Source organism: Streptomyces sp. NPDC046197 (genome assembly GCF_040646295.1).
GTDB lineage: Bacteria > Actinomycetota > Actinomycetes > Streptomycetales > Streptomycetaceae > Streptomyces.
The window spans coordinates 236285-251514 of sequence record NZ_JBEYZY010000003.1 but is presented as its reverse complement, the minus strand read 5'-3'; the positions used below and the strand labels follow the sequence as shown (position 1 = coordinate 251514).

At 70.1% G+C, this 15230-nt stretch carries 12 protein-coding genes; 3 read left to right on the top strand and 9 right to left on the bottom strand.

From position 1 onward, the window contains the following. The first annotated feature begins 90 nt into the window (after positions 1 to 90). The gene (locus AB0A61_RS06295) at positions 91 to 762 is read left to right on the top strand and encodes a response regulator (protein ID WP_361286908.1); all 672 of its coding nucleotides are present in this window, start codon (positions 91 to 93) and stop codon (positions 760 to 762) included. Positions 763 to 856: 94 nt separating this feature from the next. Here AB0A61_RS06295 and AB0A61_RS06290 read toward each other — a convergent pair whose 3' ends face one another. The 9 genes from AB0A61_RS06290 to AB0A61_RS06250 form a co-directional block, all read right to left on the bottom strand. Then, positions 857 to 1573, bottom strand: coding sequence for an ABC transporter ATP-binding protein (locus AB0A61_RS06290; RefSeq protein WP_361286905.1), 717 nt, complete (start codon positions 1571 to 1573; stop codon positions 857 to 859). Continuing rightward, the gene (locus tag AB0A61_RS06285) at positions 1570 to 2484 is read right to left on the bottom strand and encodes an ABC transporter ATP-binding protein (protein ID WP_361286902.1); all 915 of its coding nucleotides are present in this window, start codon (positions 2482 to 2484) and stop codon (positions 1570 to 1572) included. Before AB0A61_RS06285 ends, AB0A61_RS06290 begins: the two co-directional genes overlap by 4 nt. Positions 2485 to 2488: 4 nt before the next feature. Then, positions 2489 to 4312, bottom strand: coding sequence for a branched-chain amino acid ABC transporter permease (locus AB0A61_RS06280; protein WP_361286900.1), 1824 nt, complete (start codon positions 4310 to 4312; stop codon positions 2489 to 2491). Between the two features lie 5 nt (positions 4313 to 4317). Further along, positions 4318 to 5250: a branched-chain amino acid ABC transporter permease gene (locus tag AB0A61_RS06275; RefSeq protein WP_361286897.1), complete on the bottom strand. Its 933-nt coding sequence runs from the start codon at positions 5248 to 5250 to the stop codon at positions 4318 to 4320. A 114-nt stretch (positions 5251 to 5364) separates the two neighbouring features. Next, positions 5365 to 6594, bottom strand: a complete 1230-nt coding sequence (locus tag AB0A61_RS06270) for a branched-chain amino acid ABC transporter substrate-binding protein (RefSeq protein WP_361286894.1) — start codon at positions 6592 to 6594, stop codon at positions 5365 to 5367. Positions 6595 to 6882: 288 nt separating this feature from the next. Further along, a complete protein-coding gene (locus tag AB0A61_RS06265; RefSeq protein WP_361287330.1) occupies positions 6883 to 7494 on the bottom strand; it encodes a Tat pathway signal sequence domain protein in 612 nt (203 codons plus the stop codon). Next, entirely contained in the window at positions 7491 to 7904 is a 414-nt protein-coding gene (locus tag AB0A61_RS06260; RefSeq protein WP_361286891.1) for a hypothetical protein, read from the bottom strand. The genes AB0A61_RS06265 and AB0A61_RS06260 overlap by 4 nt, the downstream gene beginning before the upstream one ends. A gap of 237 nt (positions 7905 to 8141) precedes the next feature. Continuing rightward, positions 8142 to 8630: a hotdog fold thioesterase gene (locus tag AB0A61_RS06255; RefSeq protein WP_361286888.1), complete on the bottom strand. Its 489-nt coding sequence runs from the start codon at positions 8628 to 8630 to the stop codon at positions 8142 to 8144. Between the two features lie 49 nt (positions 8631 to 8679). Next, positions 8680 to 10959: an FdhF/YdeP family oxidoreductase gene (locus tag AB0A61_RS06250; RefSeq protein WP_361286885.1), complete on the bottom strand. Its 2280-nt coding sequence runs from the start codon at positions 10957 to 10959 to the stop codon at positions 8680 to 8682. A gap of 567 nt (positions 10960 to 11526) precedes the next feature. Here AB0A61_RS06250 and polA point away from each other — a divergent pair. Next, positions 11527 to 14253, top strand: coding sequence for a DNA polymerase I (gene polA / locus AB0A61_RS06245; protein ID WP_361286882.1), 2727 nt, complete (start codon positions 11527 to 11529; stop codon positions 14251 to 14253). A 166-nt stretch (positions 14254 to 14419) separates the two neighbouring features. Next, positions 14420 to 14806 carry a hypothetical protein gene (locus AB0A61_RS06240; RefSeq protein WP_361286879.1) on the top strand — a complete coding sequence of 129 codons (387 nt, stop codon included), beginning with the start codon at positions 14420 to 14422 and terminating at the stop codon, positions 14804 to 14806. The last annotated feature ends 424 nt before the right edge of the window (positions 14807 to 15230 follow it).

Genomic DNA, 15230 nt, shown 5'->3' with positions numbered 1-15230 from the left:
GTCGGCGGTCACCCGCCGTGCCCCACCTTACCGCAGCTAGGTAGGCTCTTGGGAGCACTACCTGCCCGCCCCGGAACAAGGAGCGCCCCCGTGACCGCCGAGTCGCCCCAGCCCGTTGACGTGTCCGACGACGACAAGTCGCACGTGCCTCCGCTGACGACCCGTGTCGTCATCGCGGAGGACGAGGCGCTGATTCGGCTGGACCTCAAGGAGATGCTGGAGGAGGAGGGGTACAGCGTCGTGGGGGAGGCCGGGGATGGTGAGCAGGCCGTGGAGCTGGCCCGTGAGCACCGGCCCGACCTGGTGATTCTCGATGTGAAGATGCCGAAGCTGGACGGCATCTCGGCCGCCGAGAAGATCGCCGAGGAGCGGATCGCGCCGGTCCTGATGCTGACCGCGTTCTCGCAGCGCGATCTGGTGGAGCGCGCGCGGGACGCGGGCGCGATGGCGTATCTGGTGAAGCCGTTCAGCAAGAGCGATGTCGTGCCGGCGATCGAGATGGCGGTCTCGCGTTTCACCGAGCTGAAGGAGCTGGAGAAGGAGGTCGCCGATCTCTCCCAGCGACTGGAGACGCGCAAGCTGGTGGACCGGGCGAAGTCGATCCTGCAGACGGAGTACGGGCTGACGGAGCCTGCCGCGTTCCGGTGGATTCAGAAGACCTCGATGGACCGCCGGATGTCGATGCAGCAGGTCGCCGAGGCGGTCATCCAGGACAGCGAGGAGAAGAAGGCCGGTAAGAGCGCCAAGGACGACAAGGACTGAGCGTTCGCCGCGTACGCACATACGTACGTACATACGACAGGGCCCGCGTCCCCGTTTCCGGGGGCGCGGGCCCTGTCGCGCCTGTGGGGTGTGGCTAGTCCTCGCCCAGGTAGGCCTTCCGGACCGACTCGTCGTGCAGCAGGTCCTGCCCGGTGCCGGAGAGGGCGATGTTGCCGACTTCCATGACATGACCGTGGTCGGCGAGTGAGAGCGCGGCCTGCGCGTTCTGTTCGACGAGCAGGATGGTGGTGCCCTGGGATTTCAGCTCGGCGATGGTCGCCATGATCTTCTGCATCATGATCGGGGAGAGGCCCATCGACGGTTCGTCGAGCATGAGCAGTTTGGGCTGGGACATGAGGGCCCGGCCCATGGCGAGCATCTGCTGTTCGCCGCCGGAGAGGGTGCCGGCCGCCTGCTTTCTGCGCTCTCCCAGGATCGGGAAGAGTTCGTAGGCGCGCTGGATGTCCTTTTCGATGCCGTCCCTGTCTTTGCGGAGGAAGGCGCCGAGGCGGAGGTTGTCCTCGATGGTCATGCGGGGGAAGATGTGCCGCCCCTCGGGTGAGTGGGCGAGGCCGAGGGAGACGATTTCGTGGGCGGGGATCTTCTTGAGTGACCTGCCGTTGAATTTGATCTGGCCGCCGACGGGCTTGAGGAGGCCGGAGAGGGTGCGCAGGGTGGTGGTCTTGCCGGCGCCGTTGGTGCCGATGAGGGTGACGACTTCCCCGGCGTCGACCTTGAAGGAGATGCCCTTGACGGCTTCGATCTTGCCGTAGGCGACGCGGAGGTCCTCGACCTCGAGCAGTGCGGTCATCGGTCGTTCTCCTTGCCGGGCGCGGCGTCCGTCGTGGTTTCGGCGTGTGCCTCGGCGTTTTCGACTTCGGCGGCCTCTTCGTCGCCGGGGGCGCCTTCGAAGGGTTCGCCGAGGTAGGCGGCGATGACGCGTTCGTCGCCCTGGACGGTGGCGCTGTCGCCTTCGACGAGTTTTTCGCCTTGGACGAGTACGGCGACGCGGTCGCAGAGGTTGAAGATGAACCGCATGTCGTGCTCGATGACGAGGACGGCGATGCCCATGTCGCGGATGGCGAAGACGAGTTCTTCGGTGGCGCGGGTTTCCTGGGGGTTCATGCCGGCGGTGGGCTCGTCGAGGAGGAGCAGGCCGGGTTCGCTGGCGAGGGCGCGGGCGATCTCGAGTTTGCGCTGTTCGCCGTAGGGGAGGTTGCGGGAGAGGTGGTCTGCCTTGGCGGCCAGGCCGACGAACTCCAGGAGTTCCATGGCGCGTTCGCGGGAGGCGGCTTCGGCTTTGTGGAAGCCGGGGCCGCGCAGGACGGCGGACCAGAAGCCTTCTTTGGTGCGGGTGTGGCGGCCGACGAGCACGTTTTCCAGGACCGTCATGTTGGAGAACAGACGGATGTTCTGGAAGGTGCGGGCGATGCCGGCCGCCGTGACCTTGAAGGACTTCGGGGGCAGGACGTTGCCCTTGTAGCGGACTTCGCCTTCTGTGGGGACGTAGAGGCCGGTCAGGCAGTTGAAGAAGGTGGTTTTGCCGGCGCCGTTGGGGCCGATGAGTCCGACGATCTCGCCGCTGTTGACGGTGAGGTTGACGTCGCGTACGGCGGTGAGGCCGCCGAAGCGCATGGTGACGCCGCGTGCGTCGAGGACGGTCTGGCCGGGGGCTGGGGCGCCCGGGGCGGTGTCCTTCGTGGTGGTGGTGTCGGTGGTCATGTGGTCAGGCCCCTGTCTTGCTGAGGACCGCGGGCGCTTCGGCCTCTTCGTGGAATTCGAGCTGGCGGCGCCGGTTGGGGATGAGGCCCTCCGGGCGGAACCGCATCAGCAGGATGAGGGCGACACCGAAGGCGAAGAGCTGGTAGTCGCCGAGGAACTGGAGCTTGTTGGGAATGAGGAAGAGCAGTGCGGCGCCGATGAGGGGGCCGGCGATGGTGCCCATGCCGCCGAGGACGACTGCGGCCAGCAGGAAGGCGGAGTTGGGCGGGATGGGGCCGGCGAAGAGGTACTGCTCGGGGGTGACGGTGTAGGTGACGTGTGCCTGGACGGTGCCGGCGAGGCCTGCGAGGGAGGCGCCGACGGCGAAGGCGATGAGCTTGACGCGGAAGCCGTTGATGCCCATGGCGAGTGCTGCGGTCTCGTCTTCCCGGATGGCGACCCAGGCGCGTCCGATGCGGGAGTTGCCGCTGCGCCGGAAGACGAGGACGACGATCGCGGTGATGACGAGCATCAGGAAGAAGTAGTTGGCGAAGCGTCCGATGGAGAATCCGCCGATGTCGTGCTGGGCGCCGAAGTCGAATCCGAGGATGTCGAGGTTCGGGATGGAGGCGATGCCGTTGGAGCCGTTGGTGACGTCGGGTCCTGAGGTGCCGTCGAGGTTGTTGGCGGTGATGCGGAAGATTTCACCGAAGCCGAGGGTGACGATGGCGAGGTAGTCGCCGCGCAGCCGCAGGGTGGGGGCGCCGATGAGGACGCCGAAGACGAGTGAGGCGAGGGCGCCGATGAGGACGGCGGCCCAGAAGGGGAAGTGCACGCCGAAGGGCGAGTTGGGGGAGCCGGAGACGAGCGAGGCGGCGTAGGCGCCGACGCCGAGGAAGGCGACGTAGCCGAGGTCGAGGAGCCCGGCGAGGCCGACGACGATGTTCAGGCCCAGGGCGACGGTGGCGAAGATGAGGATGTAGACGCCGAGGGTGGCGTACTGGTCGTCGGTCTGGGTGAAGGGGAAGAGTGCCGCGGCGACGAAGGCGCCGCAGACGGCGATGTTCTGGTGGCGGGCGGTGATCTGGGAGACGTGTGCGATCAGGCCGGATGCGGTGAGGGCGGCGAAGCCGAGGCCGGCGAGCATGAGGAAGCCGACGAAGAGCTCGTCGTATTCGGTGCCGATGCCGTAGGTGAAGACGGTCAGGCCGACCGCGAGGGCGGCGACGATGACGAGGATCTCGGCGTAGGACGGCAGCTTGCCGATGGGCCGGGGGGCGCCGGAGGAGAAGGTCGCCTTGGTGGTGTTCCAGCCGTGGCCGAGGCTGTGCTGGAGCTTCTCCCAGCTGGTGCTCTCGGGGTCGATGGGGTCGGGCTCGGGCCGTTCGAAGGGCAGCGCGAGGGCGCCGATGAGTGCGGCGAGGCTGGTGACGGCGACGATGTAGCCGCCGGGTTCGAGGTTGACCAGGCCGCCGAGCTCGACGCTGATGGCGAGGACGGTGTACCAGGCGGTGGCGAAGGTGGCCAGGGCGGCGAGTTTGACGGCTGCGTCGGCGCCGGCGGGGGTGAGCCAGCGCAGGGCCCTGATGCCGTAGGAGGCGACGCCGAGGAGAGTGGTGAGGGCGCCGCCGATCAGGACGAGGACCTGCAGGCCGCCGGGGTAGCCGTAGACGGTGAGGTCGCCGGGGAACGCGGCGGTCCAGGTCCAGGCCAGGAAGGTGGAGACGACGGTGAGTGCTCCGGCGCCGGTGGCGAGAGCGCGGGCGATGCCCGTGGGGATGCCGAACAGGCCGCTGGGGGCGGTGGCGGGGGCGCTGGGGGTCTCGGGTGCGGTGGTCTGTGTGGTCATCGGTGTCACGCCCTGTCCGCCACGCGCTCGCCGAGCAGGCCCTGGGGCCGGAACAGGAGCACGAGGATGAGGAGTACGAACGCCCAGACGTCTGCCCAGGACTGGCTGCCGAACTTTTCCATGCCGGGGAGGTCGGCGATGTAGGCGGTGGCGAGGGTTTCGGCGATGCCGAGGACGACGCCGCCGATCATGGCTCCGTAGATGTTGCCGATGCCGCCGAGGACGGCCGCGGTGAAGGCCTTGAGGCCGAGGATGAAGCCCATGCGGAAGTCGATCTGGCCGTACTTGAGGCCGTAGGCGACGCCTCCGATGGCGGCGAACGCGGCGCCGAGGGCGAAGGCGACCACGATGATGCGGTCGGTGTTGATGCCCATGAGCTTGGCGGTGTCCGGGTCTTGGGCGGTGGCCTGCATGCCGCGTCCGGTGCGGGTCTTCATGACGAAGTAGGCGAGGACGGCCATGCTGATGGGCGCGGCGATGAGGAGGAAGATGTCGCCGGTCTGGATGGTGACGTCGCCGAGGCGGAAGGGGCCGCCGGGGATCTGGGGGAAGGTGCGGGCCGACTTGGCGTCGGGGTACCAGGCCCAGACCGCCTGCTGCAGGGCGAGGGAGAGACCGATGGCGGTGATCAGCGGTGCGAGGCGTGGGGCGGTGCGCAGCGGGCGGTAGGCGAACCGTTCCGCCCCCATGGCGACGAGGACGGCGACGAGGACGGCGCCGATCAGCATGAGGGGGAGCGCGACCCACATGCTGGTGCCGTCGGGCAGGATGTACGCGTAGACGGTGAGGGCGCCGAAGGCGCCGGTCATGAAGATCTCGCCGTGAGCGAAGTTGATGAGCTGGACAATGCCGTAGACCATTGTGTAGCCGATGGCGACCAGCCCGTACATGGATCCTAGTAGCAGGCCGTTGACCAGCTGCTGCGGCAGTTCGTTCACCGCATGTCCTCCGAGACTTTCGGATGTTCGACGGATGTGACCGGATGCGAGTCCGCGCGGGGCGCCAGTGGAACAGCGCCCCGCGCGGCTTGTGAGGAGTGGTGCCGGAGGGGATCAGCCGGTGTACGTGCCCGACTTGACCGGGGCGAAGACACCGTTCTTGATGGCGTACACGGTGAGCTGCTTGTTGGTGGCGTCACCGAACTCGTCGAAGGAGACCTTGCCGGTCACACCGTCGAAGGAGACGTTCTGCATGGCCGCGGTGACCTTGGCGCGGGCGTCGGAGGGGAGCTTGCCGCCGTTGTCGTCGACGGCCTTCTTGACGGCCTCGATGATGGCCCAGGCGGAGTCGTAGGAGTAACCGCCGTAGGCCGAGTACGCCTCCTTGTAACCGCCGGCCTTGTAGTCCGCGACGAACTGCTTGGCGGAGGCGAGGGACTCGACCGGGGCGCCGACCGAGGTGGCGAGGTCGCCGGTGCTGTCGGCGCCGGCGAGCTTGCCGTAGGTGTCGTCCTTGATGCCGTCGCCGCCGACCAGCGGGATCTTGGCGCCGGCCGCCTTGATCTGCTTGCTGAGCGGGCCGGCCTGCGGGTACTCGCCGCCGTAGTAGACGACGTCGGCGCCGGAGTTCTTCACCTTGGTGGCGACCGCGGAGAAGTCCTTGGTGTCCGGGTTGATGTGCTCGGTGCCGACGACCTTGCCGCCGAGCTTCTTGAACTCCTGGGTGAAGGTGGCGGCGAGGCCCGCGCCGTAGGTCTTCTTGTCGTCGATGACGAAGACATTCTTCTTCTTGGCGTCGTTGTAGACGTACTGCGCGGCGAACGGGCCCTGGATGGCGTCCGTGGTGGCGGTACGGAAGTACGCCTTGTAGGGGCGGACCTTCTTGGTCTGCCAGTCGGGGCCCTGGGTGAGGCCGGGTCCGGTGTTGGCCGGGGAGACCTCGACGAGCTTGGCGTCGTCGAAGACCTTCTGCATCGACTCGGCGACGGAGGAGTTCAGCGGGCCGACGACGCCGAGGACGCTCTTGTCGGCGACGAGCGCGGTGGCGTTCTGCTGACCTGCGGAGGGCTGAGCCTGGTCGTCCTTGGCCTCGATCTTGAAGGTGACGCCCTTGACGTAGTTCTGCTTGTTGGCGTTCTTGGCGGCGAGGTCGGCCGAGTTCTTGATGCCGAGGCCCATGGCGGACAGGTCGCCGGTCAGCGGGGCGTCGACGCCGATGGTCACGGTGGTGCCACCGCTGCCGGAGTCGGAGCCCTTGTCGCCGCCCCGCGAGCCGCAGGCGGTGAGGGTGAGTGCTCCCGCGGCCAGCGCGGCGGTGATGGCGATGAGCGAACGTTGACGCACGGTCAGTCCTTTCCCTGGCACGGCCCTCCCCCCTGGAAGTGGCCGAGTCGCGCGCTGAGCCGAACTGACTTTGCCGACCGCGCGGTGACTGGCGGTGACTCTAGGCGTGTGCAGGGAACGTGGAGGAGGGTCTGGCCGAGGCTGTGACGCTCTTGTTATGACACTCGGTAATGCAGAGCGGTACTGGGTGGGTGGAACAGCGGAATTCCGGCCGATTCGCCCTGTCCACATTCTGAGAATCCGCAGGACGCGCGGTGCTGCGTCCAGGTGTCTCGACGGTTTTGCTGATTACCTGGAACCGTTGCCGCAGGCGACCTGCAGGGCTTCGGAGAGGGCGTGCGCATAGCGGGTCCCGGGGATGAAACTGTGAACTTCAATTGCGCGCGCATTACGAAGAGTTACGTCCAGGAAAGGCAATCCGGCGTCCTCCGGCACTTTCTCGCATTCCGTCACCCGCATGGTGATGACGATCTTCCGGGCGGTGCCCGCCGCGACGCGGAAAGGCACGGCGGGCGCGGAGGTCAGCGACAGGCCGGCGTAGGGCTGGCTGATTCGGATCACGGTGACCGGCGGTCCGGCCTGCACGCTCACCAGCACCGCCAGGCTGAAGCTCCTGGGTGCCGCGTCGCGGGGGGTGAGCACCGGGGACAGGTAGGCGACGTCGACCACCTGGGACGGGAACGGCGGTGCGGGGGGCGGCGGTTGGTGCGGCCGGGTGGCGTAGAGGTAGCCGCCGCCGGCGAACACCAGGGCGATGGCGGCGGTGCTGAGGGCGGCGCGGCGGTGCCGGTCGTAGAGGCGGGGGAGAAGGCCGGACCTGGAGCGGGGCGGGACGTCCGGGTCGGGGGTGTCCCACGCGTGCGTGCCCTCGCCAGGCTCGAGGGGGCCGACGCCGGTCAACTCCACGGCCCCTTGCCGGGGCCGCCGCCGCGGTACCAGTCGGCGCAGCCCTCCCGGGCCCTGCGGTCGATCAACGCGTCGGCGGCCTTGGCGCCTTGCCGCTTCTTCATGGCCCGGGCGTCGTCCACGACCTTGCGCAGGATCTCGTACTGGCCGTTGGACAGGCCCATGGACTGGTAGTCGCCGTAGGTGTCGTCGTCCAGCACCTTGCGCGACCAGTACCCGACGACGTGGGCGCACAGGTCCTCGGGAGGCGTGGCCCAGGGGGACGGCGGCGGCGAGGGCGATGCGCTCCGCGCGGGGTTCGGCATGCCGCCGCAGGCGCCCGCCAAGCCGCCCGCCAGGAGCGCCAGCCCGAGCCAGGGCCCGAGCGCCCCCATCCCCGGCCGCGGGCCTCCTTGCGTTCGCATGCCACGACGCTAGGGCGTGGCATGCTCCGGGGGCAACGGCGTTGCAGACGGTGGATTGCGGGCTCAGCCGGTCGCGGGCGCCCGGTGGATTGCGGGCTCAGCCGGTCGCGGGCGCCCGGTGGCCTTGCGGGCTCAGCCGGTCGCGGGCGCCCGGTGGCCTTGCGGGCTCAGCCGGTCGCGGGCGCCCGGTGGCCTTGCGGGCTCAGCCGGTCGCGGGCGCCCGGTGGCCTTGCGGGCTCAGCCGGTCGCGGGCACCCGGTCGCCGTCGCCCGGGTTGACATCCCGCAGCAGGCAGGTCAGCCGCGCGGTGCAGACCCGCCGCCCCTCCTCGTCGCTGATCACGATCTCGTACGTCGCCGTGGACCGCCCCCGGTGCACGGGCGTGGCCACGCCCGTGACCAGTCCCGACCGCACCCCGCGGTGATGCGTGCAGTTCAGGTCGACGCCCACCGCGATCTTGGAGCTGCCCCCGTGCAGCATCGAGCCCACGGACCCGAGCGTCTCCGCCAGCACGGCGGACGCGCCCCCGTGCAGCAGCCCGTACGGCTGGGTGTTCCCCTCCACCGGCATCGTCCCGACGACCCGCTCCGCCGACGCCTCCAGGATCTGCACACCCATGCGCGTGCCCAGGTGGCCCGCGGAGAACAGGGCCTGCAGGTCGACGCCGAGCGCCGCGTACTCGTCGAGGACCTCCTGCGGGAACTTCACTTGCTGCTGCTCACCCATGGGGCCTGGCTCCGTTCGTGTGATCGGCCGATCGTGACTGAGCAAACGCTCAGTCGGTCGCCGATTGTTCCAGACGCACCACGACGGACTTGCTGGCCGGGGTGTTGCTGGTGTCAGCGGTGGCGTCGAGCGGGACCAGGACGTTGGTCTCCGGGTAGTACGAGGCCGCGCAGCCCCGAGCCGTCGGATAGTGCACGACCCGGAATCCGGGCGCCCGCCGCTCCACCCCGTCCTTCCACTCGCCGACCAGATCCACGTACGCCCCGTCGGCGACGCCCAGCGCCCGCGCGTCCTCGGGGTGCACGAGCACCACCCGGCGGCCGTTCCTGATCCCCCGGTAGCGGTCGTCGAGACCGTAGATCGTGGTGTTGTACTGGTCGTGCGAGCGCAGCGTCTGCAACAGCAGCCGCCCCTCGGGCAGTTCGGGGTATTCGACCGGCGCGGCGGTGAAGTTGGCCCGGCCGGTGGCCGTCGGGAAGCGGCGCTCGTCACGCGGGGCGTGCGGCAGGGCGAAGCCGCCGGGACGCGCCACGCGCGCGTTGAAGTCCTCGAATCCGGGGATCACCCGGGCGATGCGGTCACGGATCGTGGCGTAGTCCTTCTCGAACTCCTCCCACGGCACCTTGCTGCCCTCACCGAGCACCCGCCGCGCGAGCCGGCAGACGATGGCCGGCTCGGACAGGAGGTGCGGTCCGGCCGGCGCCAGGCGGCCGCGCGAGGCGTGCACCATTCCCATGGAGTCCTCCACGGTCACGAACTGCTCGCCGCTGCCCTGCACGTCCCGCTCGGTGCGGCCGAGCGTCGGCAGAATCAGCGCACGCGCGCCCGTCACGGCGTGGGAGCGGTTGAGCTTGGTCGACACGTGCACGGTCAGCCGGGCCCGGCGCATGGCCGCCTCGGTGACCTCCGTGTCGGGCGAGGCGGAGACGAAGTTGCCGCCCATGGCGAAGAAGACCTTCGCCTCGCCGTCGCGCAGGGCACGGATGGCCTGCACGACGTCCAAGCCGTGCTCGCGCGGCGGGGCGAAGCCGAACTCCCTCTCCAAGGCGTCCAGGAAGGCCGGAGCGGGTCGCTCGAAGATGCCCATGGTGCGGTCGCCCTGCACGTTGGAGTGCCCGCGAACCGGACACACGCCCGCGCCCGGCCGGCCGATGTTGCCGCGCAGCAACAGGAAGTTGACCACCTCGCGGATGGTCGGCACGGCGTGCTTGTGCTGGGTGAGGCCCATCGCCCAGCACACGATGGTGCGCTCGGAGGCGAGGACCATCCGCAGCGTGCGGTCGATCTCCGCGCGCGTGAGGCCGGTCGCGGTGAGCGTCTCGTCCCAGTCGGCTGCGCGGGCGGCCTCGGCGAACTCCTCGTAGCCATGGGTGTGTTCGCGGACGAACTCCTCGTCGACCGCGCCCTCGGTCTCGATGATCAGTTTGTTGAGGAGACGGAAGAGGGCCTGGTCGCCCCCGATGCGGATCTGCAGGAACAGGTCGGTGAGTGCGGCACCGTTGATCAGCCCCTTGGGGGTCTGCGGGTTCTTGAACCGCTCCAGACCGGCCTCGGGCAGCGGGTTGACGCTGATGATCCTCGCGCCGCCCGCCTTCGCCTTCTCCAGGGCGGAGAGCATGCGCGGGTGGTTCGTCCCCGGATTCTGACCGGCGACGATGATCAGGTCGGCCGTGTGGAGGTCGTCGAGCAGGACGCTGCCCTTGCCGATGCCGATCGTCTCGGACAGGGCCGAGCCCGAGGACTCGTGGCACATGTTCGAGCAGTCGGGCAGGTTGTTGGTGCCGAACTCACGCGCGAACAGCTGGTAGAGGAACGCGGCCTCGTTGCTGGTGCGGCCAGAGGTGTAGAAGACGGCCTCGTCGGGGGAGGAGAGGGCGGCGATCTCCTCGGCGATGATGTCGAAGGCGCGTTCCCAGGTGACCGGTTCGTAGCGGTCTGCCCCTTCGGGGAGATACATGGGGTGCGTCAGCCGACCCTGCTGGCCCAGCCAGTAGCCGCTGCGGGTCGCCAGGTCGGCGACGGTTTGGGCGGCGAAGAACTCGGGCGTGACCCGGCGCAGCGTGGCCTCCTCGGCCACGGCCTTGGCGCCGTTCTCGCAGAACTCCGCCCGGTGCCGGTGCTCCGGCTCCGGCCAGGCGCAGCCGGGGCAGTCGAAGCCGTCCTTCTGGTTGACGCGCAGCAGCGTCAGCGCCGTGCGCCGCACGCCCATCTGCTGCTGGGCGATCCGAAGGGTGTGCCCGATGGCGGGCAGCCCGGCAGCGGCGTGCTGCGGCTCGTCGACCTGTGGTGCGTCCTGGACCGGATCACCCTTGGGCGGCTTGGTCGCCATCGCACGCTCCCCTGTTCTTCTCGGTGTTCTTCTCGGTTCTTCTCGTTCGCCTCCCGGGCGCCCCGCCGGTGTCGGCGGCCCCCGCGGCTCACTGGCCGACTGCGTGTGAAGTGCGTCTCCGATCCTCGCACGTGGCGGTGACAGCGATCCCGGCCGGGGCCGGTGGGAAGGGGAGAGCGGCGGTGCTGCCACCGGTGCCTTCCCGGTCCCCACCGCCGCGTGGGGACAACGGGCGAGACCGGCGGCGGAGATCGGTGGGGAACTCGGTGGCGGAAACCGGTGGGAGAGACCGACGGGGGGAGCGACGGGGTCCAGCGGCGGCGTGCGGCGGGGAGACCGGTGGGGCAAAAACGGAGACCGGTGGGGGAGACCGGTGGGGCAAACCGGAGACCGGTGGGGGAGACCTGCGGTGGTCCGGCCGAACGTGCGGGGGCCGTCGTGCACCGGGCCGGACCCGTACGAAGCGGCGCCCCACCCCGCCGGAACCCTCCGGCCGACCGCCGGAGGCGACCCGTGCCGAGCCGACCTCGACCCGGACTGTCAGTGGACCGTGGCAGGATCGGGGGCGTGGCAGAGACAGCATCGAAGACGACCGACAAGACCCCCGGCGGCGACCGTCCGCGACTGATGCTCATGGACGGGCACTCGCTGGCCTACCGAGCGTTCTTCGCGCTGCCCGCGGAGAACTTCACCACGGCGACGGGCCAGCCGACGAACGCGATCTACGGCTTCGCGTCGATGCTGGCGAACACCCTGCGTGACGAGGCACCCACGCATTTCGCGGTGGCGTTCGACGTCTCCCGCAAGACCTGGCGCTCGGAGGAGTTCACCGAGTACAAGGCGAACCGCTCCAAGACCCCGGACGAGTTCAAGGGCCAGGTCGAGCTGATCGGCGAGCTGCTGGACGCGATGCAGGCCCACCGCTTCGCCGTCGAGGGCTTCGAGGCGGACGACGTCATCGCCACGCTGGCCACCCAGGCCGAGGCCGAGGGCTTCGAGGTGCTGATCGTCACCGGCGACCGCGACTCCTTCCAGCTGGTCTCCGAGCACACGACGGTGCTGTATCCCACGAAGGGCGTCTCCGAGCTGACCCGGTTCACTCCGGAGAAGGTCTTCGAGAAGTACGGGTTGACGCCCGCGCAGTACCCCGACTTCGCGGCGCTGCGCGGCGACCCCTCCGACAACCTGCCGGGCATCCCCGGCGTCGGTGAGAAGACGGCCGCGAAGTGGATCAACCAGTTCGGCTCGTTCGCGGAGCTGGTCGAGCGCGTCGACGAGGTCAAGGGCAAGGCCGGGCAGAACCTGCGCGACCACCTGGAGGCCGTCAAGCTCAACCGCCGGCTCACCGAGCTGGAGCGGCAGGTGGAGCTGCCGAAGACGGTCGGCGACCTCGTCCGCGCCGCGTACGACCGCAAGGCCGTCGCGATGGTCCTGGACACCCTGGAGATCCGCAACCCCTCGCTGCGCGAGCGGCTCTTCGCCGTCGACCCGGGCGCGGAGGAGGCCGAGACCACCCCGATCGCCGCGGACGGCGTGGAGCTGGACGGCACCGTGCTGCGCACCGGCGAGCTGGCCCCCTGGCTCGCCGAGCACGGCACGGAGGTCCTCGGTGTCGCCACCGTCGACGCCTGGGCGCTGGGCACGGGCTCGGTGGCCGAGGTCGCGCTCGCCGCGCCCGGCGGGGCGGCCGCCTGGTTCGACCCCGCGCAACTGGACGAGTCCGACGAGACCGCGTTCGCGGCCTGGCTGTCCGACGCCGGCCGGCCCAAGATCCTCCACGACGCCAAGGGCGCCATGCGGGTCCTCGCCGAGCACGGCTGGAGCGTCGAGGGCGTCACCATGGACACCGCGCTCGCCGCCTACCTGGTCAAGCCGGGCCGCCGCTCCTTCGACCTGGACGCGCTGTCCCTGGAGTACCTGCACCGGGAGCTCGCGCCCGCCGCCACGGCCGACGGCCAGCTGGCCTTCGGCACCGACGACGGCGCCGAGGCCGACGCCCTGATGATCCAGGCCCGCGCGATCCTCGACCTCGGCCAGGCGTTCGAGGGCCGGCTCCAGGACGTCGGCGCCGCCGACCTGCTGCGCGACGTGGAGCTGCCCACCTCCGCCCTGCTGGCCCGCATGGAGCGGCACGGCATCGCCGCGGACCGCGCTCACCTGGAAGCCATGGAACAGATGTTCGCTGGCGCGGTGCAGCAGGCCGTGAAGGAGGCGCACGCGGCGGCCGGGCACGAGTTCAACCTCGGCTCGCCCAAGCAGCTCCAGGAGGTCCTCTTCGGCGAGCTCGCCCTGCCGAAGACGAAGAAGACCAAGACGGGTTACACGACCGACGCCGACGCCCTGGCATGGCTCGCCGCCCAGACGGACAACGAGCTGCCGGTGATCATGCTCCGGCACCGCGAGCAGGCGAAGCTGCGCGTCACCGTCGAGGGCCTGATCAAGACGATCGCGGCGGACGGCCGCATCCACACCACGTTCAACCAGACGGTCGCGGCCACCGGCCGCCTGTCGTCCACGGACCCCAACCTGCAGAACATCCCGGTCCGCACCGACGAGGGCCGGGCCATCCGCCGCGGCTTCGTGGTCGGCGAGGGCTTCGAGTCGCTGATGACCGCCGACTACAGCCAGATCGAGCTGCGGGTCATGGCCCACCTCTCGGAGGACGCCGGCCTGATCGAGGCCTTCACCTCCGGCGAGGACCTGCACACCACGGCGGCCTCGCAGGTGTTCGCGGTGGACCGTTCGGCGGTGGACGCGGAGATGCGCCGCAAGATCAAGGCGATGTCGTACGGCCTGGCGTACGGGCTGTCGGCCTTCGGCCTGTCCCAGCAGCTGAACATCGAGGCGGCCGAGGCGCGTGCCCTGATGGACGCGTACTTCGAGCGCTTCGGCGGTGTACGGGACTATCTGCGCCGCGTGGTCGACGAGGCGCGGGCGACGGGCTACACGGAGACCCTCTTCGGCCGCCGCCGCTATCTCCCCGACCTGAACAGCGACAACCGCCAGCGCCGCGAGATGGCCGAGCGGATGGCCCTCAACGCGCCGATCCAGGGCACGGCGGCCGACATCGTGAAGATCGCGATGCTCCATGTGGACCGGGCGCTGCGCGGGGCCGGCCTCCGGTCCCGCATGCTGCTCCAGGTCCACGACGAAATCGTGCTGGAGATCGCCCCCGGCGAGCGTGCGGCCGTGGAGGAGATCGTCCGGCACGAGATGTCCAGCGCGGTCCGGCTGCGGGCCCCTCTGGACGTCTCGGTGGGCGTCGGCCCGGACTGGGAGTCGGCGGCACACTAGCCTCGTGTGCCCGGCGGGGGGGGTCCTGCGGCGCCTGTGGCCGCAGGACCCCCCGGCCGCGACGGCGCCGACTCGCGCAACCGGAGCGTCCCGCCCCCGGCGGGCGCATCACTCACGTGGCCCCCGCAGAAACGCAGCCCTCACCGCCGCCCGCCAAGATGCGGGCATGGGTATACGCATGCTCAACCACCGGCCGACGGTGGCCCGGGCAGACGCCGAGGCGGCGCCCCGCACACCGCCTCCGCCCGTCCCGGTCTTCGCGGCCGACGCAAGCACCGCCCGCATTCCCGCCGACCTCACGAGGACCCTGCGCCGCGCCGTGACCGACCTCCGCCGCAGGCTCACCCCGGGCGTTCCCGGCCCGGGCGAGGCATCCCCGTGGCGCCTGTGGGCCGACATGGCCCGCGGCTACCTCGCGCTTCTCCTCGTCCGGCTCCCACGGCCGGGCCCGGGGCCCACCTTCACGGTCTTCGTTGCAACAGCGACCCCTGTCACCGGCCGCACGGGCGGCCCGCATCCGTTCCGCCCCCACCGCAACCACCGAGACGGCTGACCCCACGCAATCACCAGGCCCCGTGATCCCGGCGGTCGCCTTCAGGGCCGGTGGGCGTTTTCGTCACCGGGGTCCGCGATCTCGCCGGTCACTTCAGGACGCGTGCGCTCCTCGTCACCGGCCCCCGATCCCCGTGCACCACCAGGCCCCGTGATCCCGGCGGTCGCCTTCAGGGCCGGTGGGCGTTTTCGTCACCGGGCTGCGTGGCCTTGCCGGGCTTTCCCCGGGCTCGTGCGCTTTACGTCACCGGGCTGCGCGGTCTCTGTGGGCCTCACCAGGACTCATGGCCTTTCCCGTCACCGGGCCTGGCGATCGGGCCGGTCAGCCCCTCAGGGCCTGCGCCTCTCGTCACCGGGCCTGGCGATCGGGCCGGTCAGCCCCTCAGGGCCTGCGCCTCTCGTCACCGGGCCTGGCGATCGGGCCG

Coding starts and splice junctions, on each gene's coding strand:
- AB0A61_RS06290 (WP_361286905.1), bottom strand. CDS start 1,573: ATGACCGCACTGCTCGAGGTCGAGGACCTCCGCGTCGCCTACGGCAAG.
- AB0A61_RS06285 (WP_361286902.1), bottom strand. CDS start 2,484: ATGACCACCGACACCACCACCACGAAGGACACCGCCCCGGGCGCCCCA.
- AB0A61_RS06280 (WP_361286900.1), bottom strand. CDS start 4,312: ATGACCACACAGACCACCGCACCCGAGACCCCCAGCGCCCCCGCCACC.
- AB0A61_RS06260 (WP_361286891.1), bottom strand. CDS start 7,904: ATGCGAACGCAAGGAGGCCCGCGGCCGGGGATGGGGGCGCTCGGGCCC.
- AB0A61_RS06255 (WP_361286888.1), bottom strand. CDS start 8,630: ATGGGTGAGCAGCAGCAAGTGAAGTTCCCGCAGGAGGTCCTCGACGAG.
- AB0A61_RS06250 (WP_361286885.1), bottom strand. CDS start 10,959: ATGGCGACCAAGCCGCCCAAGGGTGATCCGGTCCAGGACGCACCACAG.
- AB0A61_RS06240 (WP_361286879.1), top strand. CDS start 14,420: ATGGGTATACGCATGCTCAACCACCGGCCGACGGTGGCCCGGGCAGAC.